At 64.5% G+C, this 22,892-nt stretch carries 21 protein-coding genes and 2 tRNA genes; 7 read left to right on the top strand and 16 right to left on the bottom strand.

The window, feature by feature from the left end; genetic code table 11:
- Positions 1-59: 59 nt before the first annotated feature.
- Positions 60-1,187: a dihydrofolate reductase family protein gene (locus AB0L63_RS09370; RefSeq protein ID WP_364497068.1), complete on the bottom strand. Its 1,128-nt coding sequence runs from the start codon at positions 1,185-1,187 to the stop codon at positions 60-62.
- Complete coding sequence (locus AB0L63_RS09365; RefSeq protein ID WP_364497065.1) at positions 1,184-1,828, bottom strand: aminodeoxychorismate/anthranilate synthase component II; 645 nt, start codon at positions 1,826-1,828, stop codon at positions 1,184-1,186. The genes AB0L63_RS09370 and AB0L63_RS09365 overlap by 4 nt, the downstream gene beginning before the upstream one ends.
- 203 nt (positions 1,829-2,031) lie before the next feature.
- Between AB0L63_RS09365 and crgA the strand changes: the two genes are divergently transcribed.
- Together crgA and AB0L63_RS09355 are read left to right on the top strand one after the other, a co-directional pair.
- Positions 2,032-2,295 carry a cell division protein CrgA gene (gene crgA / locus AB0L63_RS09360; protein WP_364350815.1) on the top strand — a complete coding sequence of 88 codons (264 nt, stop codon included), beginning with the start codon at positions 2,032-2,034 and terminating at the stop codon, positions 2,293-2,295.
- 131 nt (positions 2,296-2,426) lie between these two features.
- Positions 2,427-2,891, top strand: a complete 465-nt coding sequence (locus AB0L63_RS09355) for a PH domain-containing protein (protein WP_364497062.1) — start codon at positions 2,427-2,429, stop codon at positions 2,889-2,891.
- A gap of 44 nt (positions 2,892-2,935) precedes the next feature.
- Here the strand turns inward: AB0L63_RS09355 and AB0L63_RS09350 are convergent, their stop codons facing one another.
- On the bottom strand, positions 2,936-3,805 hold the full coding sequence (locus tag AB0L63_RS09350; protein ID WP_364497059.1) for a rhomboid family intramembrane serine protease: 870 nt from the start codon (positions 3,803-3,805) through the stop codon (positions 2,936-2,938).
- 4 nt (positions 3,806-3,809) lie between these two features.
- Positions 3,810-4,337 (bottom strand): peptidylprolyl isomerase, encoded by a 528-nt coding sequence (locus AB0L63_RS09345; RefSeq protein WP_364497055.1) that lies wholly within the window; start codon positions 4,335-4,337, stop codon positions 3,810-3,812.
- Between the two features lie 248 nt (positions 4,338-4,585).
- Here AB0L63_RS09345 and AB0L63_RS09340 point away from each other — a divergent pair, with 248 nt between their 5' ends.
- Positions 4,586-4,798: a hypothetical protein gene (locus tag AB0L63_RS09340; protein WP_364497052.1), complete on the top strand. Its 213-nt coding sequence runs from the start codon at positions 4,586-4,588 to the stop codon at positions 4,796-4,798.
- A gap of 17 nt (positions 4,799-4,815) precedes the next feature.
- On the opposite strand, the gene AB0L63_RS09335 is transcribed toward AB0L63_RS09340, so the two are convergent.
- The 3 genes from AB0L63_RS09335 to AB0L63_RS09325 form a co-directional block, all read right to left on the bottom strand.
- Complete coding sequence (locus AB0L63_RS09335; RefSeq protein ID WP_364498133.1) at positions 4,816-5,634, bottom strand: ABC transporter permease; 819 nt, start codon at positions 5,632-5,634, stop codon at positions 4,816-4,818.
- Positions 5,635-5,666: 32 nt separating this feature from the next.
- Positions 5,667-6,704: an ATP-binding cassette domain-containing protein gene (locus AB0L63_RS09330; RefSeq protein ID WP_364497049.1), complete on the bottom strand. Its 1,038-nt coding sequence runs from the start codon at positions 6,702-6,704 to the stop codon at positions 5,667-5,669.
- A 711-nt stretch (positions 6,705-7,415) separates the two neighbouring features.
- A complete protein-coding gene (locus AB0L63_RS09325; RefSeq protein WP_364497046.1) occupies positions 7,416-8,357 on the bottom strand; it encodes an acyl-CoA dehydrogenase family protein in 942 nt (313 codons plus the stop codon).
- Positions 8,358-8,513: 156 nt separating this feature from the next.
- Here AB0L63_RS09325 and AB0L63_RS09320 point away from each other — a divergent pair, with 156 nt between their 5' ends.
- The 3 genes from AB0L63_RS09320 to AB0L63_RS09310 all read left to right on the top strand — a co-directional run bounded on the left by AB0L63_RS09320 (position 8,514) and on the right by AB0L63_RS09310 (position 11,921).
- A complete protein-coding gene (locus AB0L63_RS09320; protein WP_364498129.1) occupies positions 8,514-9,221 on the top strand; it encodes a YoaK family protein in 708 nt (235 codons plus the stop codon).
- A gap of 40 nt (positions 9,222-9,261) precedes the next feature.
- A complete protein-coding gene (locus tag AB0L63_RS09315) occupies positions 9,262-10,314 on the top strand; it encodes a hypothetical protein (protein WP_364497043.1) in 1,053 nt (350 codons plus the stop codon).
- Between the two features lie 338 nt (positions 10,315-10,652).
- The gene (locus AB0L63_RS09310; RefSeq protein ID WP_364497040.1) at positions 10,653-11,921 is read left to right on the top strand and encodes a cytochrome P450; all 1,269 of its coding nucleotides are present in this window, start codon (positions 10,653-10,655) and stop codon (positions 11,919-11,921) included.
- A gap of 536 nt (positions 11,922-12,457) precedes the next feature.
- Here the strand turns inward: AB0L63_RS09310 and AB0L63_RS09305 are convergent.
- Complete coding sequence (locus AB0L63_RS09305) at positions 12,458-13,576, bottom strand: hypothetical protein (protein WP_364497037.1); 1,119 nt, start codon at positions 13,574-13,576, stop codon at positions 12,458-12,460.
- Positions 13,577-13,990: 414 nt separating this feature from the next.
- Between AB0L63_RS09305 and AB0L63_RS09300 the strand changes: the two genes are divergently transcribed.
- Positions 13,991-14,200: a hypothetical protein gene (locus AB0L63_RS09300; protein WP_364497034.1), complete on the top strand. Its 210-nt coding sequence runs from the start codon at positions 13,991-13,993 to the stop codon at positions 14,198-14,200.
- 124 nt (positions 14,201-14,324) lie between these two features.
- Here AB0L63_RS09300 and AB0L63_RS09295 read toward each other — a convergent pair.
- The 8 genes from AB0L63_RS09295 to recF form a co-directional block, all read right to left on the bottom strand.
- Positions 14,325-14,400, bottom strand: a tRNA-Ala gene (locus AB0L63_RS09295).
- 25 nt (positions 14,401-14,425) lie between these two features.
- Entirely contained in the window at positions 14,426-14,533 is a 108-nt protein-coding gene (locus AB0L63_RS09290; protein ID WP_364497031.1) for a DLW-39 family protein, read from the bottom strand.
- A gap of 30 nt (positions 14,534-14,563) precedes the next feature.
- A tRNA-Ile gene (locus AB0L63_RS09285) sits at positions 14,564-14,637 on the bottom strand.
- A gap of 134 nt (positions 14,638-14,771) precedes the next feature.
- Positions 14,772-15,851 (bottom strand): DUF3566 domain-containing protein, encoded by a 1,080-nt coding sequence (locus AB0L63_RS09280; RefSeq protein WP_364497028.1) that lies wholly within the window; start codon positions 15,849-15,851, stop codon positions 14,772-14,774.
- Between the two features lie 39 nt (positions 15,852-15,890).
- Positions 15,891-18,413 (bottom strand): DNA gyrase subunit A, encoded by a 2,523-nt coding sequence (gyrA, locus tag AB0L63_RS09275; protein WP_364497025.1) that lies wholly within the window; start codon positions 18,411-18,413, stop codon positions 15,891-15,893.
- Positions 18,414-18,460: 47 nt separating this feature from the next.
- Entirely contained in the window at positions 18,461-20,509 is a 2,049-nt protein-coding gene (gyrB, locus tag AB0L63_RS09270; RefSeq protein ID WP_364497023.1) for a DNA topoisomerase (ATP-hydrolyzing) subunit B, read from the bottom strand.
- Positions 20,510-20,924: 415 nt separating this feature from the next.
- On the bottom strand, positions 20,925-21,485 hold the full coding sequence (locus AB0L63_RS09265; RefSeq protein ID WP_364497020.1) for a DUF721 family protein: 561 nt from the start codon (positions 21,483-21,485) through the stop codon (positions 20,925-20,927).
- 102 nt (positions 21,486-21,587) lie between these two features.
- Positions 21,588-22,775 carry a DNA replication/repair protein RecF gene (gene recF / locus AB0L63_RS09260; protein WP_364497017.1) on the bottom strand — a complete coding sequence of 396 codons (1,188 nt, stop codon included), beginning with the start codon at positions 22,773-22,775 and terminating at the stop codon, positions 21,588-21,590.
- Positions 22,776-22,892: the final 117 nt, after the last annotated feature.

Raw genomic sequence — 22,892 nt, 5'->3', positions numbered from 1 at the left:
GCCACCTCGACGACAATCAGCCCGGCGAATTCGTCACCGCGGTCCGTCCCTGACTCCGATCAGGAAAGATCGAGGTGGCGATTCATCGACATCGCCTCCTCGGCCAGCTCCGCCAATTCGACCACCTGGACGCCGCGCAGGCGCAACTGCTCCACGCCGACACAGTTGGTCACGAAGGTCGATGGTTCCCGCCAGGCGATGACGACACGCGGAATCCCGGTCCGCAGAATCCGGTCGGTGCACGGCAGCCGGGTCGCGGTCGCGCGCTGGGAACATGGTTCGAGGGTGCTGTAAATCGTCGCGCGGGCTAGCCGAGGATCGTCCGCGTCGAGCTTGTCGAGCGCGGACTCCTCCGCGTGGACCTTCTCATCGGTCTCGCGCGAATAGCCGGTCGAAATCTCGATACCATCGGCAACGATGACCGCGCCTACGGAGAACGCGGTCGGACTCGGCGGGCACAGCCGCGCCAGTTCGATGGCCCGGCGCATGAATCGGATATCGGTCTGTTCGGAGGTACCGCCGCAGGCGCGCGGCAGGTAGCGCAGCAATGCGACATCACCGACCTGAGTGACATCAGCCAGGTGCATCCTGCGGGCCGGATAGCTCGCGGGCCCGAGAAAGCGCGGCGCTGCGGCATGTCCGACGACGATCGGCGCGACCGCCATCTGCAATTCGTCGGCCAGGTCCGCCGAGAGAAACTCCGTATGGACGCGGGTGCCGCCCTCGACCATGAGCCGGGCAATGCCGCGGCGACCGAGATCGTCGAGCATCGCACCCAGGTCGATATCGGCACCGAGCGGGACGACTTCCGCCAGACCCGCCAGCCGATCGCTGAGCTTGGCCGCACCGGCGTGTGTGGTGTACACGAGTTTCTCGCCGCCGGACTGCCAGAACCGCAGCTCGGGATCCAGATCGCCGCGTGCGCTCACGGCGATCTTCACCGGGTACTCCGGTTTTCCGGCTGCGATGCGCGCGGCCCGCCGGTTCGCACTGTTGACGAGCAACCGCGGATTGTCGCGGCGCAGCGTCTCCGCACCGATCAGGATCGCGTCGGAGTCCGCGCGCACCTGATCCACCCGATCGAAATCCGCGGCATTGGACAGCTGCAGCCGCTGCGGACTGGCATCATCGATATATCCGTCGACACTGACCGCGACGGACAGCAGGACATAGGGTCGTCGCGTCACTGGGTCACCAGTGCCGCAACCTCCGCCTCCAGCATCTCCACCAGCCCCTCGGACGGACGCTCGCCGCATACCTCCAGCCAGTTCGCCAACATCCGGTGCCCGCCCTGGGTCAGCACCGATTCGGGATGGAACTGCACGCCATGGATCGGCAGGGTCCGATGCCGCATGGCCATCACGATCCCGGACTCGGTGCGCCCGATCACCTCGATATCCGCGGGCAGGGTGTGCTCGAGGACGGTGAGCGAGTGGTATCGGGTCGCGGTGAACGGGTCGGGCAGACCGGCCAGCACGCCCACGCCGAGATGGAAGACCGAGCTCGTCTTGCCGTGCAGCAGCTCCGGCGCACGAGTCACGGTGCCGCCGAACGCCGCGCCGATGGCCTGATGGCCGAGGCATACCCCGAGCAGCGGAATGCCGTGCCGGGTGCAGGCATGTACCAGGTCGAGGCTCGCCCCGGCCCGATCGGGAGTGCCAGGACCGGGGCTGATCAGAATGCCGTCGTATTCGGTGACGACCGCGTCCACATCGGCTAGCCTCGGGTCGTCATTGCGCCAGACCACGGCCTCGGCGCCCAACTGGCCGAGGTACTGCACCAGGTTGAACACGAAGCTGTCGTAGTTGTCGACGACCAGTACACGCATGCTGTCGAGATTACGTGGCCACCCGGCGGACCGTCGCGCGCATTACCAGTTGGGATAGCCTAGAGACAGACCGGAGGGGACCTGAGCCCTCACCCGGACCGTCTCGGCTTCCGCCGGATCGGGTTCTGTGGTGCGCGAGCTCGGCCATAATTCAACCGAACCCGCCCGCCGGTACCGACCTGAACGCCGAACACGAGGACGACATGCCCAAGTCCAAGGTCCGTAAGAAGACTGACTACACGATCAATCCCGCCAGCCGCACGCCGGTCAAGGTGAAGGCGGGTCCGTCCCCTGTCTGGTATGTCGTGATCATGCTCGGCTTCATGCTGGCCGGGCTGGTCTGGCTGCTCGTCTACTACCTGGCCAACGACCGGATCACCTGGATGGCGGATCTCGGGGCGTGGAACTTCCTGATCGGCTTCGGTCTGATGGTCATCGGCCTGATCATGACCATGCGGTGGCGTTGACCCGGGCAATAGCTGGGTCTTTCGAGCGACCTTGCAAGCAGTCGGTAGCGGTGGGATCACAGACGTGTCATTCATGCACACCTGTGGATAACCGTGTGGACAACTCGAGGAACGATTGGGGAAAGTGACACGTGGATCCCGAATCCGATTCGCCTGATCCGTTTCCCGAACCACGCACCACCTGGACCACGCCGATAGCAGCGCTCATCGCGGTCACCATCGGTGGCGTGGTGCTGGCCGGTACCGCCATCCTCGCCAAGGACGGACCGAGTCGCCTGCTCATCGGATTGGCGGCGGTCGGCCTGCTCGCCTTGGCCGGACTCGGATTCCGACAGCGCCCACGCCTGAGCATCACCGCCGACCCACCGCCGCGGCTGGTGATTCGCACCCTCACCGGGCCAACCGAGTACACCCGCGATCAGATAATCCGGGCCCGAGTCGTCGGCTATCGCCGCCTCGGTCGCAAGAATCCCATGCTCGAAATCGATGTCGAGCACCACGGCGACGAACGCCTGCTGATCTTCGGCCGATGGGACCTCGGCACCAGTCCGGACGAGGTCTTCGAATCCCTTGTCGCACACGGACTGGCGCATTAGCCGCGCGCCGGATGTGCGCGGCGGCAACGTTTCACGTGAAGCATCTACCGCAGTGTTATCGCCGCGGCCACGATGACGGCAAGTGCCGCCACACCGACGGCGGCTACGGCAGCCCACCCGATCAGCCGTGCGTTCTCTTGCGATTTCGCGCGCAACCACTGCGGCAGAAACAGAATTCCGAGTGCGGCAAGAGTGCCTGCGACGAGTCCACCGAGGTGTCCGGCCAATGAGATACCGGGCAGCGAGAAGCTGATGAAGACATTGATGCCGATGAGGATCAACATCTGATTCGGATTCTGTCGCACCCGGATCAGGACCACGGTAATCGCGCCGAACAGTCCGTACACCGCACACGATGCGCCCGCGGTCAGGGTGTCCTTCGCGAAAACCATGACGGCGGCCGAACCACCGAGCAGTGACACCAGGTAGACCGCTAGATAGCGCACCCGTCCGAGCACCGGCTCGACACTGCGGCCGACCACGTACAGCGCGAACATATTGAGCAGCAGGTGGATCGGACCGTAGTGCAGGAAACCGGATCCGACCAGTCGCACATATTGACCGTGCGCCACCGCGGGCGGATACAGCACCCAGTCGATGTACAGCGCCGAATGCCCGGTGTTCTCCAGCAGACTCTTCGATTGCCCCGCGGTGACCGCGAAGACGATCGTACTCAGCGCGATCAGCGCGTAGGTGACATACGGAATCGGGGTACGCGCCATCTGCGCACCGGCGACGGTTCGCACCGGCCGGACCGCACGCTGCCCCTGATGGACACAGTCGACACAGTGCTGTCCGACCGCCGCGGGTCGCAGACATTCCGGACAGGCCGGCCGCCCGCACCTTGTGCAGGCCAGGCCCGTAGGACGATTGGGGTGGCGGACGCACGTCGGTGCGGGCGGTTGAGCATTCATCGGATTATTCGATAGTGATCTTGGAGATGGTGACGGCTTCCTTGGGACGGTCGTTGCGATCGGTCGGCGTGGTCGCGATGGCATCGACGACCTTGCGCGAATCGGGGTCTACGACCTCCCCGAAAATGGTGTGCTTGCGGTTCAGATGCGGCTGCGGGCCGACGGTGATGAAGAACTGCGAACCATTGGTGCCCGGTCCCGCATTCGCCATCGCAAGCAGGTAGCCGCGATCGAAGCGCAGCTCCGGATGGAATTCGTCGCCGAATTCGTAGCCGGGTCCACCGCGTCCGGTGCCGGTCGGGTCACCACCTTGAATCATGAACCCGTCGATCACCCGGTGGAAGCGCACGCCGTCGTAGAAGGGACCGGAGGTGCCGCCGCTGGCGTTCTCCGTCTTGTACGGTTCCGATCCGTCGGCCAGGCCGACGAAGTTCCGCACCGTCTTCGGGGCGTGGTTACCGAAGAGCGAGATCTTGATATCGCCGTGGTTGGTGTGCAACGTGGCCACGGCGGTCTGATTCGGTGAGGTCACACCGTCATGCTAGCCAGCGAGACATCCATGCTCGCCACACCGGTCCCTCGGCACGCAGGGATCACCGATTCTGCGCACCGGAAAAACTGATCTCGCGGGCACATGGGTAACTCGTCAGGGACGGGCTGACTGAACTCCATCGGTACCGGTGGTCGCCAACGCTGATCTCATGGCACTCGAGTCTGGCGCCTAAGGCCAGGCGGACAAGCCCTACTGCGTGATGCTCGGGTATGTGCCACAGTTGTGCCATGACCTTGGGGCGCCTACTCACCTCCACACGTTCTCGTAACCGACTGATCGCCACGGTCGTCGTCGCACTGGCCGGTGGCGCGGCCTGGTTGGTCCGCAGCAAGCGCCCACAACCGCCGGAGCCGGCACCGGCGCCGCCGCGAATCGGATACTCCCGCAACGGTTCCGCGCCGACCCCATTGGCGGACGCCGGCGCGGACAACGGTCGCTGACGGCCGCTCGGATACGGTCAGCGGCTGACGGTGCGCTTGTACTGTCGCCGCGCGAGCGGGATGAACACCAGCAGGATGATCATCACCCACGCCAGCGTGGTTGCCACCGGATGCTGCATGGACCAGGCGTCCGATTTCGGTGTCATCGGATTGGTATTGCCGAATAGATCGCGAGTCGCCTTGGTGACCGCCGACACAGGATTCCATTCGGCGAATACTCGCAGCGCCGTCGGCAGATTCTCGAGCGGCACAAAGGTGTTGGCCAGGAATGTCAGCGGAAAGATCACCATGAAGCTGGCATTGTTGAAGACCTCGGGCGCGCGGACCAGTAGGCCGACCACGGCCATGATCCAGGAGATCGCGTACGCGAACAGCAGTAACAGCACATAAGCGAGAACCGCGTCGAGCAATGATCCGCGAATCCGCCAGCCGACCACATAACCGGTCAGCGACATGACCACCAGGCTGACCACATTGATCACCACATCGCTGATGGTGCGCCCGACCAGCACGGCCGAGGGCGCCATCGGCAGCGAGCGGAACCGGTCGATAATGCCCTTCTGCATATCCTCGGCCAGGCCCAATCCGGTGAACGTCGCGCCGAACACCACCGACTGCGCGAAGATGCCCGCGATCAGGAACTCCCGATAGCCGCCCGACATGCCGGGCACCTCGATCGCCGAGCCGAAGATATAGGCGAACAGCAGCACGAACATGATCGGCGACAGCGTCGAGAAGATCAGCACGTCGGGTACGCGCTTGATCTTGATGACATTCCGCTTGGCAATGGTCACGCTGTCGGTGCAGACGATGACGAGGCGTTCGCCGAGCGGCATTCGGGTTGTTCCGGTGTGCACGATCGCCGCGGTCATCGCTTGCGTCCTTGCATTACTTCGAGCCGATCCGCGGGTTTGTCGAGCCGATCCGCGGGTCTGTCGCCATTGCGCCCATCGCCGTTGACCAACTCCTCGGCCTCGTGACCGGTGAGGGTGAGAAAGACATCGTCCAGCGACGGACGACGCAGACCCACATCGTGGATCTGCACATTGTGCATGCTCAGCCGGCCGATGGCGGCGACGAGCGCCTGCGATCCGTCGCTGACCGGAACGATGATCCGGCGCAGTCCGGGTTCGAGATGGATCTCCCCATCCGCCAAACCCTGTAGCGCCTCCTGGGCGGCCGCGAGATTGTCGGCGTGGTCGACGGTGAGTTCGATGCGGTCGCCGCCGACCAGGGTCTTGAGTTCATCCGCGGTGCCGCGGGCGATCACCTTGCCGTGGTCGATCACCGCGATGGCATCGGCCAGGCGGTCGGCCTCCTCCATGTACTGCGTGGTAAGCAGGAGGGTGGTGCCACCGGCCACCAGTTCCTCGATGACATCCCAGAGGTCGAGGCGCGCCCGCGGATCGAGCCCGGTGGTCGGCTCGTCGAGGAAGAGCACCGGTGGATTGGCCACCAGCGCGCCGGCCAAGTCGAGCCGTCGGCGCATACCGCCCGAATAGCCCTTGACCGGTCGGTCGGCGGCATCGCTGAGCCGGAAGCGCTCCAGTAGTTCCCGGGCGCGCTCCTTACTGCGTTGCACGCCCATGTGATAAAGCCGACCGACCATCTCCAGGTTTTCGAATCCGGTGAGATATTCGTCGACGGCAGCATATTGCCCGGACGCGCCGATGCGTGAGCGCAGGGCCTGTGGATTGCGGAGCACATCGATACCCGCGACAATCGCGCGGCCGGCATCCGGAATGAGCAGGGTGGTGAGCACCCGGACGGTGGTGGTCTTGCCCGCACCATTGGGTCCGAGCAACGCGGTGACGGTGCCCTCGGGCACCGCCAGATCGAGTCCGTCGAGGGCGACCAGCTGGCCGTATCTTTTGACCAGACCCTCGGCGACGATTGCGTCGGGCATACTTCTCCTGAGGTTCGCTCGCTCGGGCGAGGTGACCAGTACTCGAGTCAGTATTGCCCTGGGCACCGACAATTTCCGGTGATTTTTCGTCGACCTGGGCTTGCCCCGAAATTGACGGACACCAGTAGCCACCGAACACAAACGGCCGCATCCCATTCCGGCGATGCTCGGGGGTGCCGGATCGGGATGCGACCGGTTCGATCATCGCGCCCGGTATCCGTCCGATCGCGGGTAGCGCACTACCCGATTCGGGCCCGGCCGGTACTCGGAATCCATGTGCCCGACATGCCCGCACCCGAACGACACGCGACAAATCCGGCCGAATCTGTCGTACGGACGACAGACCCGAGCAGCGACTTCGGCAGGCAGCAACCGGTCGGCATGGTTTTCACATTCATCTCGACCGGGCTACGTGTTCGAGCCCGAGCCGTAAATCCCTGCGCGACAACATTTTTGACAACAGTCAGAGAATCGCTGAACAGGCCGACACCCGACCGGTCCGGCTATTCGGACCGTGCCCGCGCCCGTCGCAGGTGAGCCATCTCGAAAAATCTTGGAAAGTGGCGATCCCCACGCACACACAATCCCGGATCATCGCGTAGGATCATTCACGTCGGCCCCTCCCCCCCGGGCCGACCTTACGCGGGCCTCGGCTAACTCCCCCCCTTCGCCGAGGCCCGCTCCCCATTTCCGGGGGCAGATCACCCCGGCTCAGCTATCTGTCGGCACCGTTGGATTCTCTGCAGCGCCCACCGATAGCCAGGCTGCCGTCAACCGTTGTGCCCGAACCTTTCCGGCGGTCGCCAGCAATCGACGATCCCGCTCCCACCGCTCGCGAACGACCGGATCGGCCTGTGCCCACAGCGGCTCCAATTCGGTCAGCACCTGCTCGAAATACGCGTATACGCCGCCCAGTGCGATATGTCCCCCTGGGGAGGTCGGCCGATCCATATCGAGGCCGCGCACGAAGGCCACCGCCGTGAGCATCCGCTGTAGCGTCGCCCGCGGCCAGCCGGACGCGCGCCCGATCCGCACCAACCAGCCGAGCGTGGCCGCGAGCACATGGACGTCTTCGATGGTGCGGAATGGTTTGAGGTAATCCGAATACCCGTCGCCGGGCAGCGGCTCGGCCGCCGCATCGGTGAATGTCACGGATGCGTGAGGGATTTCGGGGGCAAACTGTGTCCGGGGCCGATTCGTCGCACCGACACCGGGCTGGGCCGCATCGACGAGGACCGCGCGCAGCCGGTTCCGACCGTCGGCCACCGTGCCCGTGCTGGCGATCACCAACAGCCGGCGCGCGAGTATCCCCAATGTGGTGAAGGTCTTGGTGCCGTTCACCCGCCAACCGCCGTCGGTCTCGGTCACCTCGGTCGCGATCGCGGACGGATGCGCGCCACCCGCCTCGGTCGCGGCGACCGCGACCAGCTCATCGGCCGGGAGTTCGGGCAGTAACGCGCGCAGCGCCTGCTGATATCCGGACAGGAATGCGAAACCCAGTCGGTCCGCACCGAATCCACCGGCGATCGCGATATCGATCGTGGTGTCGAAACGCGCGGCGGCAGCCCGATGCCGCGTCCACGCGTCGGTGATCGACTCGAGCGGTGTCGGATCGAGCGCCTCGGTCAGCAGATAGTCGAACACAGAGTCCACTCGTGCACGCTAACCGAGAACAGCACCTGGCCAGCACCCAGCAAAACAGCAACTACCGAGCAATCGTTATCCGCAACGTCGGCGATGCAGCAGCAGAATCTCAGGATCGCCAAGTATCACTGACTCGCCATCCCCGTATTAGGAGCCTGACCAGTGATGAAACCGGATCTCGCGCGCCGAAAGGCGCTGTACAACGCCGAGGCACGGTTGTCGTGGGTACTCGCCGCACTGGCCGGTCTCATCGGAGCCGCGGCCTTCATGCATACTGAGGGCTATTTCGTGACGTTCATGACCGGCAATACCGAACGCGGCGTGCTCGGCTACTTCCACGGCGAACCCCATCTCGCCATCGCCGCGGCGCTGCTGCTGCTCTCGTTCCTCGCTGGCGTAGTGGTGGCGTCTTGGTGCCGCAGGCGCTACTGGTCCGGCCATCCGCACGGCCCGACCCTGCTCACTACGCTCAGCCTCGCCATCGCATCCCTGGTGGACGGCATCGGCTACTGGGCAACGAATGTCACCAATATCGACCTCATCCCCATCCTGTTCGTCACCTTCGGCGTCGGCGCCCTCAACACCTCATTCGTCAAGGACGGCGAGGTCTCTGTTCCGCTCAGCTACGTCACCGGCACGTTGGTCAAAATGGCCCAGGGCATCGAACGCCATATCAGCGGTGGCGATTACGCCGACTGGCTCGGCTACTTCCTGCTCTATGCCGCTTTCTGCACGGGAGCGCTGCTCGGCGGATTGCTGAGCCAGATCGTCGCGGGCTGGGCCATGCTCATCGCCGCCACCGTGGTGTGCCTGATCACTACCTTCTACACCTACCTGCACCTGGACCGCCACGGACCGCCCGCGACGAGCTGACCCTTGTGCGCACCGTCGAGGCGACGGATGCGGTTGTGCGGTGGGGAGTTTCGATGATCCACCGCCGGATCACCTTTCGGCACTTGCACAACACGGCACCTGGGCCGAAGTCCGGCCGCTATTGCGGCCGATTCTGTGTCCGACGACCTATAAGCAGGCAGCGAGAGACGATCTGCTGCACCGCTGGCCCGAGGCCGCCGAGATCGACACCCGGTTCCTCAGCCGCCCCGCCTTCCCGTTCGTCGACGAATTGGTCGCGATCGACCTGCCGGATGCGCGATCGGTCATCAACTACTCGACCCTGGCACTCTGGTCGGTCTCGGCCGACGAGGTCTTCGCGGCCGCCCGCGAAAATCTGGAATCCCTTGTGCAGCCCCATGATCCACGCGGCAACGCCATCCTCACCCGCACCGATCGCGATGGCAGCGCCTACCTCACCTCCTGGCCGCTCGCCCCGGGTTGGCTGGCGAGCTTCAGCCGGCGCTACGCCGGCCGCCTTGTTGTCTTCATTCCCGATATCGACACCTTGATCGTGGTCCCCGATATCCCACACCTGCTCGCCCGCATCTACCGCCAGGTCGAGCAACAGTATGTGGACGCACGCCATCGCCTCTCGCCCCAGTGCTACACCCTCGACGCGGACGACACCGTCGTCTCCTTCGACCGCGCGGGCCGACACGAACAGCATCGAACCGCCGTCCGCGCGGGATACCGCCTGGCAATGTGGGAATACGCCGTCCAGGCCCACTGGCTCAACCGGGCGCTCCAACGCGACCTCGAATTCACCCGCTACGACCTGGAGATGGCCATCGTCGGCGAGATAAAGCTGGCAGGCACCGATACCCACCCCTTCACCTACACCGTCTGGGGCCAAAGCGTCGACTACCTGCTCCCGGCCGCCGACTACATCAGCTTCGCCAGCACCGACGCCGACAACAATGCCGTTCCCTTTTGCACGGTCCCGCTCACCGCAGCCCTCGAAATAACCGGCCTCACACTGATTCCCGCCATGTCCCCCATCCGCTTCGAGGCCCGCTTCTGGCCCGATGAAACGATGCTCACCCAGTTGAAGCGAGCCTCGGTCACCCTGTGAATCAGGCCGGGAATCGGTCCGGATTTCCGCCCGCCGACGGCGAACCTGTGCAAAGATGGCATTCTCTGGGTTCGCACCTCGCTCGACCTTGTTCGATGCAGGCTTAGTCGATTACGCGCAGAGCTCCATGCGTTGGCCGTCCGCCCACTTGGCGGACACCCGCACTATCCGAGCAGCGACCCGCCACCGCGCATCACACCATTCGAAGCTGTTGATGCACATTACATCCAAGGAATGCGAAGGGCGCAACCGTTCCCACCTGGAAAGGATGTACGAACAATGAGCTATTTGGATTCTTGTTCAGCATCGCACGGTGCGTCAACGGTCGGTAGTCGCTCATGAAGGCCGCGGACGAGATCCTCGAGCTGACCGACGAGTTCCACCAACACCCGCACGAGGTCTACGCGACCTTGCGTAAGCGCGGCCCGATCCATCGTGTCCGCTTGGAGGGGGTGCTCGGCTGGATGATCGTCGATCACGAGGTGGCGAAGCAGGCCTTCGTCGAGCCGACCATCAGCAAGAAGATCGGCTCGCCGCAGGGACAGGCTGTCATGGCCGAACACGGCGCAGAGGGCCGGTACAACGGCGCCATCAACGACAACATGCTCTTCGCCGACCCGCCGCAGCACACCCGCCTGCGCAGCCTGGTCGCAAAGGCGTTCGCGAGCCGCGCCATCCGGGATCTCGGACCTCGAATCGAGCAGATCGCCGACGCGCTGCTGGATGACCTGACCACCCGCGAGTCCGCCGACCTGCTGGACAGCTATGCATTCCCGGTCCCGATCTCGGTGATCTGCGAATTGCTCGGGGTGCCGGACGCGGACAAGGACGAATTCCGCGCCTGGACGGCAGTCCTTGTCGATGACTCGGCCGACATCGAGGAGCGCACCAGCACCGGTGTGAGATTCTTCACCTACCTGACGGAGTTGATCGCCGAGCGCAGCCAAAACCCCCTCGACGACCTGCTTTCGGAGCTCATTGTCGCGAAGGACGACAATGACCGGCTCGACCAGCAAGAACTCATATCCATGCTGTTCCTGCTGTTGACCGCCGGCCATGAGACCTCGGTCAACCTGATCGGCAACGCGTTGCACGAGCTGCTGATCGACCCGCGAGCGGCCGACCACCTGCGTGCGGACCCGAGCAAAATTCCCGGCTTCATCGAAGAGACCCTGCGCTACCAGGGCCCGGTCCACTTCGGCACGGCCCGCTACACCACCGCCCCGATCACCTTGGGAGATCAAGACATCGATGCGGGCGAATTCATCATTATTTCGATCGCAGCAGCCAACCGCGACCCGAAGCGATTCACCGAACCCGACCGCTTCGACCCCAACCACGGCGACAACCGCAACATCGCCTTCGGCCATGGCATCCACTACTGCATCGGCGCCGCCCTGGCCCGCATGGAGGCAACCATCGCACTCACGCGCCTACTGGCCCGTATCCCAGCAATGTCACTCGACACACCGGCACACGAGCTGACCTGGCGAAATAGCCTGCTGATCCGCGGCCTCACCACCCTCCCCGTCCGCCTCTCCACCACCACAAAGAACAGCGCCGCCGACGGGGCACACCCCCTGGACGAAGCCTGGCAACCTCTATAAACCACAGTTCTCAATGGTCTAGCGCCCGGTAGCCCGCTGTGCCCACCAAGTGCCGATCCACCAAACATCCACGCGACCACAACCGAGGGACCAGCCTCACCGTGCGGACAGACGAACGAGGTATGAGGAGCCCGTGGCCGGGCGCGGCGCCGGACAGGCGGCGCCCTGGCCCGCATGGAAGCATGCCACCGCACTATTGCCGCATCCCGGCAATGTCACGTGACGTACCGGCCAACGAGCCGACCTGGCGATCCGCGACCTCACCACCCTCCTCGTCCGACTCTCCACCACCACAAAGGACAACGCCGCCGACGGGACAACCACCTGGGGCGGAGCCCACAGCCTCGACGAGCCACAGTTCTCTGTGGTCTAGTGCCTGCCGCCCTCTGGCGCACCCCATAGTGCCGATGTCTACCCGACCAGGAGGGGCCCGGTTCGGCATCCGGACAAGGCGACGGTCAGTTGTACGAGGCCAGGACGTTGTGCATTGCGATGAACGTGTGGATTCATGGCGTTTCTTTCGTCGCCCCTCTCGCTCAGATCAGCTCCATCACTGGTCCTTCGTGCACGGCGCGGTAGATCGTGTTGCGGATTGCGTTGGCCTCGCGCGAGGTGAGGGTGCGGTCGATCGGCCGGAGGACGATCCGCAGCAGCAGGTTGACCTGGCCGGGGCGGGTGCCGAGGCGTGACCGTGCGGTATCAGGTAGAGACTCGTGGGGAGTGCGGCTCAGCAGCTCGACCGATTCGACAACGTCCGCGTCGGCCCCCAGCTCGGTGCGGATTCGGTCGCCCAGCGTCTCATCGTCCTCGTCGTCGGCGACGACCACGGAGATGTCGCGTCTGGCCGACGGCAGAGGAGAGACGTGCTGCCAGGGCTCCAACGTCAACATCTGCTCAGCGATCCGAGGATCCTTGGCTCGCAGGTAGCGGATATCAGGGATCGACTTTCGCAGCATCAGCGCACGCTCCAACCCCAGGCCGAGCGCCAGACCCGACCAGCGGTCCGGATCCAGGCCCGAGCCGTGCAGGACATCGGGATGGATGCGCCCGCACTCAGCGAGCTCCAGCCACTGGCCGTTGTGGCGCACGTCAATCTGACGCCCTCTGACGGTGTACGGATGCTCGACGTCAGTGACCATCCAGTCCGCACCCGGAAGGATGGCGTCGACCAGCAGGCCGATCATCTCGAGAATGTCGCCGTCCCCGGTGTCACGGATGCTGCGAAGGCGCCAGAGGTCCACCTGGTGAGGTTCGCCGACATGGTTGCGATCGACCGCGTCCCGCCGGTAAACCAAGCCCGGCGCGACGATCAGCTCGTCGATGTCGGCGCGGTTCGCGTAGTCCCCGATGGCAGTGGGGAGCTCCGCGCTCATGTGGCTGCGCAGCATCACCGTCGGACTGATGTAGCGGGTGTAGCGACGGGCACGGGTGACGTCGCCGAGGTCGTAGCCGAGGCGGTCGTAGTTCTCGCGCACCGGCACGATGGGCGAGTTGCGCACGTATCGAACTGTGCTGCCCCATGCGGTTCGCAATGCGGTGACGACCGCGTCGAGAAGTGCCTGGATTGCGTGGTCGCCTTGAGCCGGATCGGTCAGATCGCGCAAATTGAGTGCACGACAGAGCTGTTCGGGGGTGAGGTAGTCGGCATGAGCCATGGCAGGGTCTCCAAGAAGGTTTCGGGCCGGCGAAGGATGAGAACTTCCCCCGGCCGTGCCTGCGGAGACCCGGTGAGCTATTGGCGCACGTCGAGGACCCCGCGGCCGCCATCCGGCCGGGGGTCGCTAAATCGCTGCTGCCAACGCATGGCGCAAGAGTAACAGGCCGTCTCTCTATGGTGCCGCGAGATGTCCCCGCCCCACGCCTTCAGTGCAGGACCACTGACCCGACGCCATTGGTGGCTGCGCCCCTGCCTATCGGCGACCGTCAACAATGTCCTGTCCAACAACAGCTAGTTGATCTTTGGCTGAGGCACGTCGACCTCCGAACCGCGCGCCAGGCGGCAGATGAGCGGGAGGTGACCTCAGCGCTACCTGCGGCCGAAGATCGTTGACTTGGATTACTGTGGCGGCGTGGGGTTTACCGAATACGGACCGGGTGATGTCGTCTACTTCCCGGAGGGACCGTTCAGCGGAATCTGCGGGGTCGTGCGGGAAGTCAACGCCCGTCGCGCCGAGCTGCGCATCGACTTCGGCGAGGGCATTGTCCACCGCGAAGGAGGCGTGCTGCGAGAGCGGCGCCACAGCCTGACCGTCGGATTCGACGAGGTTGAGTTGGTCTAGAAAACATCACCCGCCGGGCACGCGACCTATTCAGTCAGGCGGCGAATCCTCTCAGATTCGATTTGTGAACCGGATGTGACACAGGCGGGGCAAGATCATCGATCTTGCCCCGCCTGTGTCTTCGTGGTGGAGCCTAGGGGAATCGAACCCCTAACCCCTGCCTTGCAAAGGCAGTGCTCTGCCAATTGAGCTAAGGCCCCGAATTCCCTACTGTCCGAAGACAGTTCAGCGGGTAGTGACTTCGTGCCACAGGTCCGCATCGTCGCGCTTGCGCAGCTTGGTGATCCCGATGAGAACCGCGACTACGAGACCGACCGTGAGAAGAATTTTCATGAATCCCACCCTACTTGTGATGTCCGGGAGTGGGCCTAGGAGGACTTGAACCTCCGACCTCTTCGTTATCAGCGAAGCGCTCTAACCGCCTGAGCTATAGGCCCCTAATTCTCGTTCGGATACCTGCCGGAGCTGCTAACCGAACCGAGGCACGAGATTACCTTACCCGCCCGCCGTTAACCAAAACGGCCGGTCACCGCCCTACGAGAGGACGGGGACCTGCCGCGTCGACGCCGTTCTAGTCGGGGTCGGCCAGGGTTACCTGGATACCGCCGACGAGGTCACAGCACTGGTTGTAGATGAAGACACCAACGGTCGACAATGCGGTGAAAAGCACCACATTGATCAGCCCGATGACACCCGCATAGCCGAATACCGAACCGGCGTCGACCAAACCGACTGAGCCGCTGTCGGAGGAGACCATATCGGTGAAGGTGCTGTTGAGCCGCTCCCACACACCCATGCCCTCGAGCACGATGTAGAGCAGACCGACCGCGAGCATCCACACAAAGAACATGGCCACGCTGATCACCAGCGAGATCTTCAGGGTCGACCATGGGTCGATCCGGCGAATCTGCACGGTGGCCCGCAATGGCTCACCCGTGGCGACGGCCGCCGCGACGGTGACCGGAACCGCGGGTGAGACCGGTGCGGCGGCCTTCGGGCCCGGGGTCTCGACCGGCAGCGGGTGCCGTATCTCGGACAGGTCCGGCATGTCCTTGATCAGTTCCGGGCGCGCGATGCTACGGGTCGGTCCGTCGATGCCGACGGACTTCACCATCGCCGCTTCCTTGCGCGCCGCCTTGGCCGCGAGATCCGCGGTGGTGCGGGCATTGCCGCCACCGAGACCGGCGCTACCGAGACCGGCGCTACCGAGGCCGCCACCGCTGAGCCCACCACCGAGTCCACCACCCGGGGAATTCGGGCGACCGGTCACCGGCGACTGCCCAGGGCGGTACAGGTTCGACTGCGGCTCCCGCTGCGGCAGTTGCGACCAGCCCTCCTGGAAGGGCGACTGACCGCCGCCGTTCGATGCCGAGCGGTCGCCCGCCTCCGGAGCGGCCGACTCGCCGGAGTTACCCGGCCGAGCCGGGCGCTCGGCGGCACCCGAGTTGGACTCCGGCGCGTTGAACGCGACTTCGCCTGGCTGGCTGTGCATTTCGTGCGGCTGGGCACCTCCCTGCGGGCCACTCGGCTGGCCGTTCTCGGCCGATGCGACCGGCCGTGGGATCGGCCGCGGCGGAATCGGTGACGGTGCGATCCGTTCGGTTACACCGTTCGTCTGGTGCCGCTCGTCGTTCGGCTGATTCGTGGTCAATGGGAATCCTTAGATCCGTTCGTTGCCGCCGCTGTGGGGTTACTGCTCAGAGGAACCGGTGTCGCCGTCTCCGCCGACGATCGAATCAGGATCGGGTTCGTCGGCATTGCGCGCGATAGCAAGCAACGTATCGCCATCGGCAAGGTTCATCAATCGCACGCCCTTGGTCTGTCGTCCAGCCTTACGAACCTGCTTGGCCGCCGTCCGGATAACGCCACCACCGGACGTGATCGCATACAACTCATCCTCGTCGTCGACGATGAGGGCACCTACCAGGGTGCCACGCTTGATGTCGTATTGAATAGTCAATACGCCTTTACCGCCCCGGCCCTGCGGGGTGTACTCCTCGATCGCGGTCCGCTTGGCATAACCGCCGGAGGTCGCGACGAGCAGATAGGTATCGGCGCGAACCACATTGAGCGACAACAGTTCATCGTCGGCATTGAACCGCATGCCCTGCACACCGGAGGTGGCGCGGCCCATCGGACGCAGCGCCTCATCGGTGGCGGAGAAGCGGATCGACTGGCCGCGCGCCGAGACCAGCAGCAGATCGTCATCGGCCGAGCACAGTACGGCGCCGACCAATTCGTCGTCGTCGCGCAGGTTCACCGCGACGATGCCGCCACTGCGGTTGGAATCGAAATCCGACAGCTTCGACTTCTTGACCAGGCCGTTCTTGGTGGCGAGCACCAGGTAGGGCGCATCTTCGTAACCCTTGATCTGGATGATCTGGGCGATCTTCTCATCCGGCTGGAACGCCAGCAGATTAGCGACGTGCTGACCGCGCGCAGTCCGGCTGGCCTCGGGCAGTTCGTAGGCCTTGGCTCGGTACACCCGGCCCTTATTGGTGAAGAACAGCAGCCAGTCGTGCGTGGAGCTGATGAAGAAGTGCTTGACGATGTCGTCCTGCTTGAGGCCCGCACCCTGCACACCCTTACCGCCGCGCTTCTGGCTGCGGTACAGGTCGGTCTTGGTGCGCTTGGCGTAACCGGTCTCGGTGACGGTGACGACCACATCCTCGCGGGCGATGAGATCCTCATCGGCCATATCGCCGTCATTGGCCACGATCTTGGTGCGCCGCTCGTCGCCGTACTTCTCGACGATCTCGGCCAGTTCGTCACGCACGATCGCGCGCTGCCGCTCCGGCTTTTCGAGAATGTCCTTGAGGTCGGCGATTTCGGCCTCGATCTTGGCCAACTCGTCGACGATCTTCTGCCGCTCCAGGGCCGACAGCCTGCGCAGCTGCATATCGAGGATGGCGGTGGCCTGGATCTCGTCGATATCCAGCAACTGCATCAGGCCGGTGCGCGCAGTGTCGGTATTGGCCGAACGCCGGATCAGCGCGATGACCTCGTCCAGCGCGTCCAGTGCTTTGACCAGACCGCGCAGGATGTGGGCCCGTTCCTCGGCCTTGCGCAGCAAGTACCTGGTACGCCGGACGATGACTTCCAACTGGTGCTCGACGTAGAGCCGGATCATCTGATCCAGGCGCAGCGTGCGCGGCACGCCGTCGACGATCGAGAGCATATTGGCACCGAAGCTGGTCTGCAGCTGGGTGTGCTTGTAGAGGTTGTTCAGCACCACCTTGGCGACCGCGTCGCGCTTGATGGTGACCACGATCCGCATACCCGCGCGATCCGAGGACTCGTCGTGGATATCGGAGATGCCCGCGATCTTGCCGTCCTTCACCTGCTCCGCAATGGAGTTGATGAAGTTGTCGGTGTTGACCTGGTACGGCAGCTCGGTGATGACGATCGTAGTGCGGCCGCGGTTGTCCTCCTCGATCTCGACAACACCGCGCATCCGGATCGAACCGCGACCGGTGGTGTAGGCATCCTGGATGCCCTGGCTACCGACGATGAGGCCGTGGGTCGGAAAGTCCGGACCCTTGACTCGTTCCATACAGGCGGCCAGGGTCGCCTCTTCATCGGCGTCGTAGTTCGCCAGCGCCCAGTAGATCGCCTCGGCCAACTCATTGAGGTTGTGCGGCGGGATATTGGTCGCCATACCGACCGCGATGCCGTTGCTGCCGTTCATCAACAGGTTGGGCACCCGGCTGGGGAGAACCGTCGGCTCCTGTGAGCGACCGTCGTAGTTCGGCGTGAAATCGACCGTCTCATGGTCGATTTCCCGCAGCAGCTCCATGGCCAACGGGGTCAGGCGGCATTCGGTGTACCGCATGGCGGCCGCGCCGTCATTGCCGCGGGAGCCGAAGTTGCCCTGGCCGTCGACCAGCGGATAGCGCAGCGACCACGGCTGGGCCATGCGGACCAGGGTGTCGTAGATCGAGGCGTCACCGTGCGGGTGGTAGTTGCCCATGGTCTCGGCGACCGGACGGGCGGACTTCACATAGCCGCGGTCGGGCCGGTAGCCGTTGTCGTACATCGCGTAGAGCACGCGGCGATGCACCGGCTTGAGGCCGTCGCGGACGTCGGGCAGCGCGCGGCCGACGATCACGCTCATCGCGTAATCGATGTAGCTGCTCTGCATTTCGTTCTGGATATCGACCGGCTCGATCCGGTCACCCGCTCCGCCGCTGGATGGCAGGGTGGTTTCAGTCATCTAAAAGTCTCCTTTGGCACCGGACGTGGAATTACGCGTCACGCCGGTTACACGTCGAGGAAGCGAACGTCCTTGGCATTGCGGGTGATAAAGCTGCGGCGTGCCTCGACGTCCTCACCCATCAGGATCGAGAACAGCTCGTCGGCCGCGGCGGCATCGTCGAGGGTGACCTGACGCAGCACCCGCACCGAGGGATCCATGGTGGTCTCCCACAGCTCCTTGGCGTTCATTTCGCCGAGACCCTTGTAGCGCTGGACACCGTCGTCCTTGTTGATCTTCTTGCCCGCGGCGAGACCTGCCTCGAGCAGGCCGTCGCGCTCGCGATCGGAGTAGGCGAACTCCGGATCGGACCGTTGCCACTTGAGCTTGTAGAGCGGCGGCTGCGCGAGGTACACATGCCCGTGCTCCACCAGCGGCCGCATGAAGCGGAACAGCAGCGTGAGCAGCAGGGTCGAGATGTGCTGGCCGTCCACATCGGCGTCGGCCATCAGCACGATCTTGTGATACCGCAGCTTGGCGATATCGAATTCATCGTGGATGCCGGTGCCGAAGGCGGTGATGATCGACTGCACCTCGTTGTTCTTGAGGACGCGGTCGATGCGGGCCTTCTCGACATTGATGATCTTGCCGCGCAACGGCAGGATCGCCTGGTACATCGAGTCGCGGCCGGATTTTGCCGAGCCACCGGCGGAGTCGCCCTCCACGATGTAGATCTCGGACTTGCTCGGATCCTTGGACCGGCAGTCGGCCAGCTTGCCGGGCAGGCCGCCGATATCCGTGGCGGACTTGCGCCGAACCAACTCCCTGGCCTTGCGCGCCGCCACGCGGGCCTGCGCGGACGAAACCGCCTTCTGCACAATTGTCTTCGCATCGGCGGGATTGGCCTCGAACCAGTGCGAGATGTGCTCGTTGCAGGTCCGCTGGACGAACGACTTCACCTCGGTATTGCCGAGCTTGGTCTTGGTCTGGCCCTCGAACTGCGGGTCGGCGATCTTCACGCTCACGATGGCGGCCAGCCCCTCCCGGATGTCGTCACCGGTGAGGTTGCCCTCCTTCTCCTTGAGCAGCTTCTTATCCTTCGCGTACTTGTTCACCACCGTGGTGAGCGCCGCGCGGAAGCCCTCCTCGTGGGTACCGCCCTCATGGGTGTTGATGGTGTTGGCGAAGGTGTGGACGGACTCGGAATAACCCGAGTTCCATTGCATTGCCACCTCGACCTCGTGACCGGTGCCCTTACCGGTGAAGGAGACCAGCGAGTTGTGGATCGCCTGCTTGGTGCGGTTGATGTGCTTGACGAAGTCCTCGAGGCCACCCGGGTAGTAGTAGGTCCGGGCCTTCACCTTCGGCTCGGCGGCCGGGGCACCCTCGTCGAGGTGCTTGGGCGCCTCTGCGGTTTCGCTGACCACCTCATCGGTGACATCGCCCTGATGCACTCGCTGATCGGTGAGGGTGATGGTGAGCCCCTTGTTCAGGAACGCCATCTCCTGCAAGCGACGCGCGACCGTTTCGAAACTGAAGGTGGTGGTTTCGAAAATGTCCGGGTCCGGGAAGAACCGGATGGTGGTACCGGTGCGTTTGGTCGGTTCGCCCTGGATGAGCTTGCCGGGTTTCGCGTCCTTGTATTCCTGTGTCCAGTGATAACCGCCGTAGTTCACGTCGGCCTCGAGTCGGGTGGACAGCGCGTTCACCACCGAGATGCCGACACCGTGCAGACCGCCGGACACCGCATAGGATTCGCCGTCGAACTTGCCACCGGCGTGCAGCTGGGTCATGACCACCTCGATGGTGGGCACCCCTTGCGCATGCATATCGGTCGGGATACCGCGGCCGTCGTCGACCACTTCGACACCACCGTCGGCGAGCAGGGTCACCTCGACCTTGCTCGCATAGCCGGCCATCGCCTCGTCGACAGAGTTGTCGACGACTTCCCAGATCAGGTGATGCAGGCCGCGCTCGCCGGTGGAGCCGATGTACATGCCCGGGCGTTTGCGAACCGCCTCCAGGCCTTCCAGAACGGTGATGGAGGAGGCACCGTAGTCCTGCTTGCCCGACGTCGCGTTGGTCGAGCTCGATGCGTTGGAGTCCTTGGCAGCCACTGGTCGGTAGCTCTCCTTACTTGCTGATCCTTGGCGCAGCGATCGGACAGCAGACGTGGGGCCCGGGTTTCAGATTTCTGGTCGTGAAGTACGGGTCCACGCGCGAGCTGTACGGAACGCGCCGAAAGTTCGCCGCTAGTTACGCCACCATCCTACTGGTAGACCCAAGCCACAATGCACCTACGACACCCCTAACGGCTCCGTGGCTGAGAGAAATCGGTCGATCGCGGGTCGGTTCCGCCTTCAACCCCTTTGAGTCCATCAGATTTGGCCTGAGAGTTACCTGTGAGGCGGAGTCGCAATCGTGGCCACGCGCGCCGCGGCCCACTGCATATTTCAGTCTACGGAGCGGACTCCATGGCTCGCGGCCCGCGGCGTTCCACGTGAAACTGATCGATGCGTCGCCGACCGCCGCTTATCCGTAGGTATCCCGCGGACCTCGGCCTCTGATATGCCGCTCCCCTTTGCGCCAGCTCGGTGCCGCCGGACCGGCGATCTTCAAGGATGTGACGACGCCCTGTCCCACCGCCGCATTGATCTTCGCCAGGATCTGGCCCTGCAGCATGCGCAGTTGAGTGGCCCACGCCGTGGATTCGGCGGTGATGCTCAGCACGCCGTCCTTCAATGTCACCGGAATCGCATGCGAGGCGATGTCCTCGCCGACCACACCGGCCCAGCGGCCGAACACCATGCCCTCGGCGACCTTGGCCGACCAGCCCCGGTTCTTCGCAATGGCGCCGGCCAGAGTCGAAAGCAGTTGCGGGTCGCGGTCATCGGGCCGCGCGCCCGACCAGCCGGTGCGGCGGCGGGCTCCGGTGCGCAGCCGACGCGGCGATGCCCGGCCCTGCCCCACCGATTTACCGCTGGCCTTGGCAGCCGCCCGCGCCTCCTCGAGCGCGCGCCGTGCCAGATCGATACCGCGCAGTTCCGGTTCCGGCTCGGATGCGGAAGCATTCGACGCTGTTGGGTCGTTCACCAGGTCCGCCTCTCCCCGCAGCCGTTCGCGCGTCGGTTGCCGACGCGTCACTGTGCAATCGCGGCTGATCTTACGACGTGGGCCAGGACCCGACGGGTCCGATCAACCGGTAGCGGCGTCGGATTCCCGGTCGACGATCCGGGAGATCCGACCGTCCGCACCGCCGTTCGTTTCCACCCGCAGCGGAACCGCGGAAAGTTCCGCGGGTACATCCTCGGCGACCGCGGCGGTAATGAGCACCTGTTCGGCGCCGGCCGCGACCTCGGCGAGTGCGGTGCGTCGGCGACGATCGAGTTCGGCGAATACGTCATCGAGCAGCAGCACCGGTTCGGCGCCGGTGGCGCGCAGCAATTCGAAGGCCGCCAGCCGCAGCGCCAGCGCGAACGACCACGACTCACCGTGGCTGGCAAAGCCTTTCGCCGGGGCGGTGCCGAGCATCAGATCCAGTTCGTCGCGGTGCGGACCGACCAGGCAGACCCCGCGTTCCAATTCCTTCGGCCGCGCCGCCGCCAACTCGCGCACCATGATCGCCTCGAGCGCCTCGACGTCATCGGGCTGCGGTGCGCGCCCGGGATCCAGGAACTCCGGCGGCAGGCTCGCGCTGCGGTAGCCGATTGTCGCCGGACGTGATTCGGGCGCGATCGACGAGTACGCGTGTGCGAGATAGGGATATAGATCGTGCACCAAGCGCAGCCGCTGGGCGAGCAGCACCGAGGCGTGGGTCGCCAAATGTCCGTCCCATACGTCCAGGGTGCTGAGTTCCGCCTTCGAGCGGGCCTGGCGCCCAGCGGATTTCAACAGGGCCGAGCGCTGCCGCAACACCCGGTCGTAGTCGGCGCGCACGGCGGCCAGCCGCGGCAATCGGGCTGTGCCCAACTCGTCCAGGAAGCGGCGCCGTTCCCCCGGATCGCCGCGGACCAAGGCGAGATCCTCCGGTGCGAACAGCACCGTCTGCAGAATGCCGAGGATTTCTCGCGGCCTGCGCACCGGAGATCGGTTGATCTGCGCGCGATTCGCGGCGCCCTGGTTCAATTCGATATCGATGCGCAGTTCCCGGCCCGCGTTCACGACGGTCGCGCCGATCCTGGCGCGTTCGGTGCCGATACGGATCAGCGGTGCGTCCGCGGCGACTCGGTGTGAGCCCAGAGTGGCGAGGTAGCCAACCGCCTCGAGCAGGTTCGTTTTGCCATTCCCATTGGACCCGAGGAAAACCGTTCGGCCTGGGGATAATTCGAGCTCGGCGTGCTCCCAGGAGCGGAAGTCGCGCAGTGACAGCGTCCGGATGAACACCCGTCTACTCCGCTCCGGCCGTCGTCATTGCCGTTTTTCGCCGCTGTTGGCGACGAATCGGGCGCAGACCACAACATCTTGTGGTCCATCCACTGTCTGTGGACGGACTGTGGATAA

This window comes from Nocardia sp. NPDC051990 (assembly GCF_040680755.1).
Classification (GTDB): Bacteria; Actinomycetota; Actinomycetes; order Mycobacteriales; family Mycobacteriaceae; genus Nocardia.
This window is presented reverse-complemented; position numbering and strand designations above follow the sequence as displayed.

Bases quoted from the DNA above. Each gene is read 5' to 3' on its own strand.
- AB0L63_RS09310 (WP_364497040.1), top strand. From the start codon at position 10,653: ATGAAGGCCGCGGACGAGATCCTCGAGCTGACCGACGAGTTCCACCAA.
- AB0L63_RS09305 (WP_364497037.1), bottom strand. From the start codon at position 13,576: ATGGCTCATGCCGACTACCTCACCCCCGAACAGCTCTGTCGTGCACTC.
- crgA (WP_364350815.1), top strand. From the start codon at position 2,032: ATGCCCAAGTCCAAGGTCCGTAAGAAGACTGACTACACGATCAATCCC.
- AB0L63_RS09320 (WP_364498129.1), top strand. From the start codon at position 8,514: ATGAAACCGGATCTCGCGCGCCGAAAGGCGCTGTACAACGCCGAGGCA.
- AB0L63_RS09330 (WP_364497049.1), bottom strand. From the start codon at position 6,704: ATGCCCGACGCAATCGTCGCCGAGGGTCTGGTCAAAAGATACGGCCAG.
- AB0L63_RS09350 (WP_364497059.1), bottom strand. From the start codon at position 3,805: ATGAATGCTCAACCGCCCGCACCGACGTGCGTCCGCCACCCCAATCGT.
- AB0L63_RS09290 (WP_364497031.1), bottom strand. From the start codon at position 14,533: ATGAAAATTCTTCTCACGGTCGGTCTCGTAGTCGCGGTTCTCATCGGG.
- AB0L63_RS09365 (WP_364497065.1), bottom strand. From the start codon at position 1,828: ATGCGTGTACTGGTCGTCGACAACTACGACAGCTTCGTGTTCAACCTG.
- AB0L63_RS09335 (WP_364498133.1), bottom strand. From the start codon at position 5,634: ATGCCGCTCGGCGAACGCCTCGTCATCGTCTGCACCGACAGCGTGACC.
- AB0L63_RS09340 (WP_364497052.1), top strand. From the start codon at position 4,586: ATGACCTTGGGGCGCCTACTCACCTCCACACGTTCTCGTAACCGACTG.
- gyrA (WP_364497025.1), bottom strand. From the start codon at position 18,413: ATGACTGAAACCACCCTGCCATCCAGCGGCGGAGCGGGTGACCGGATC.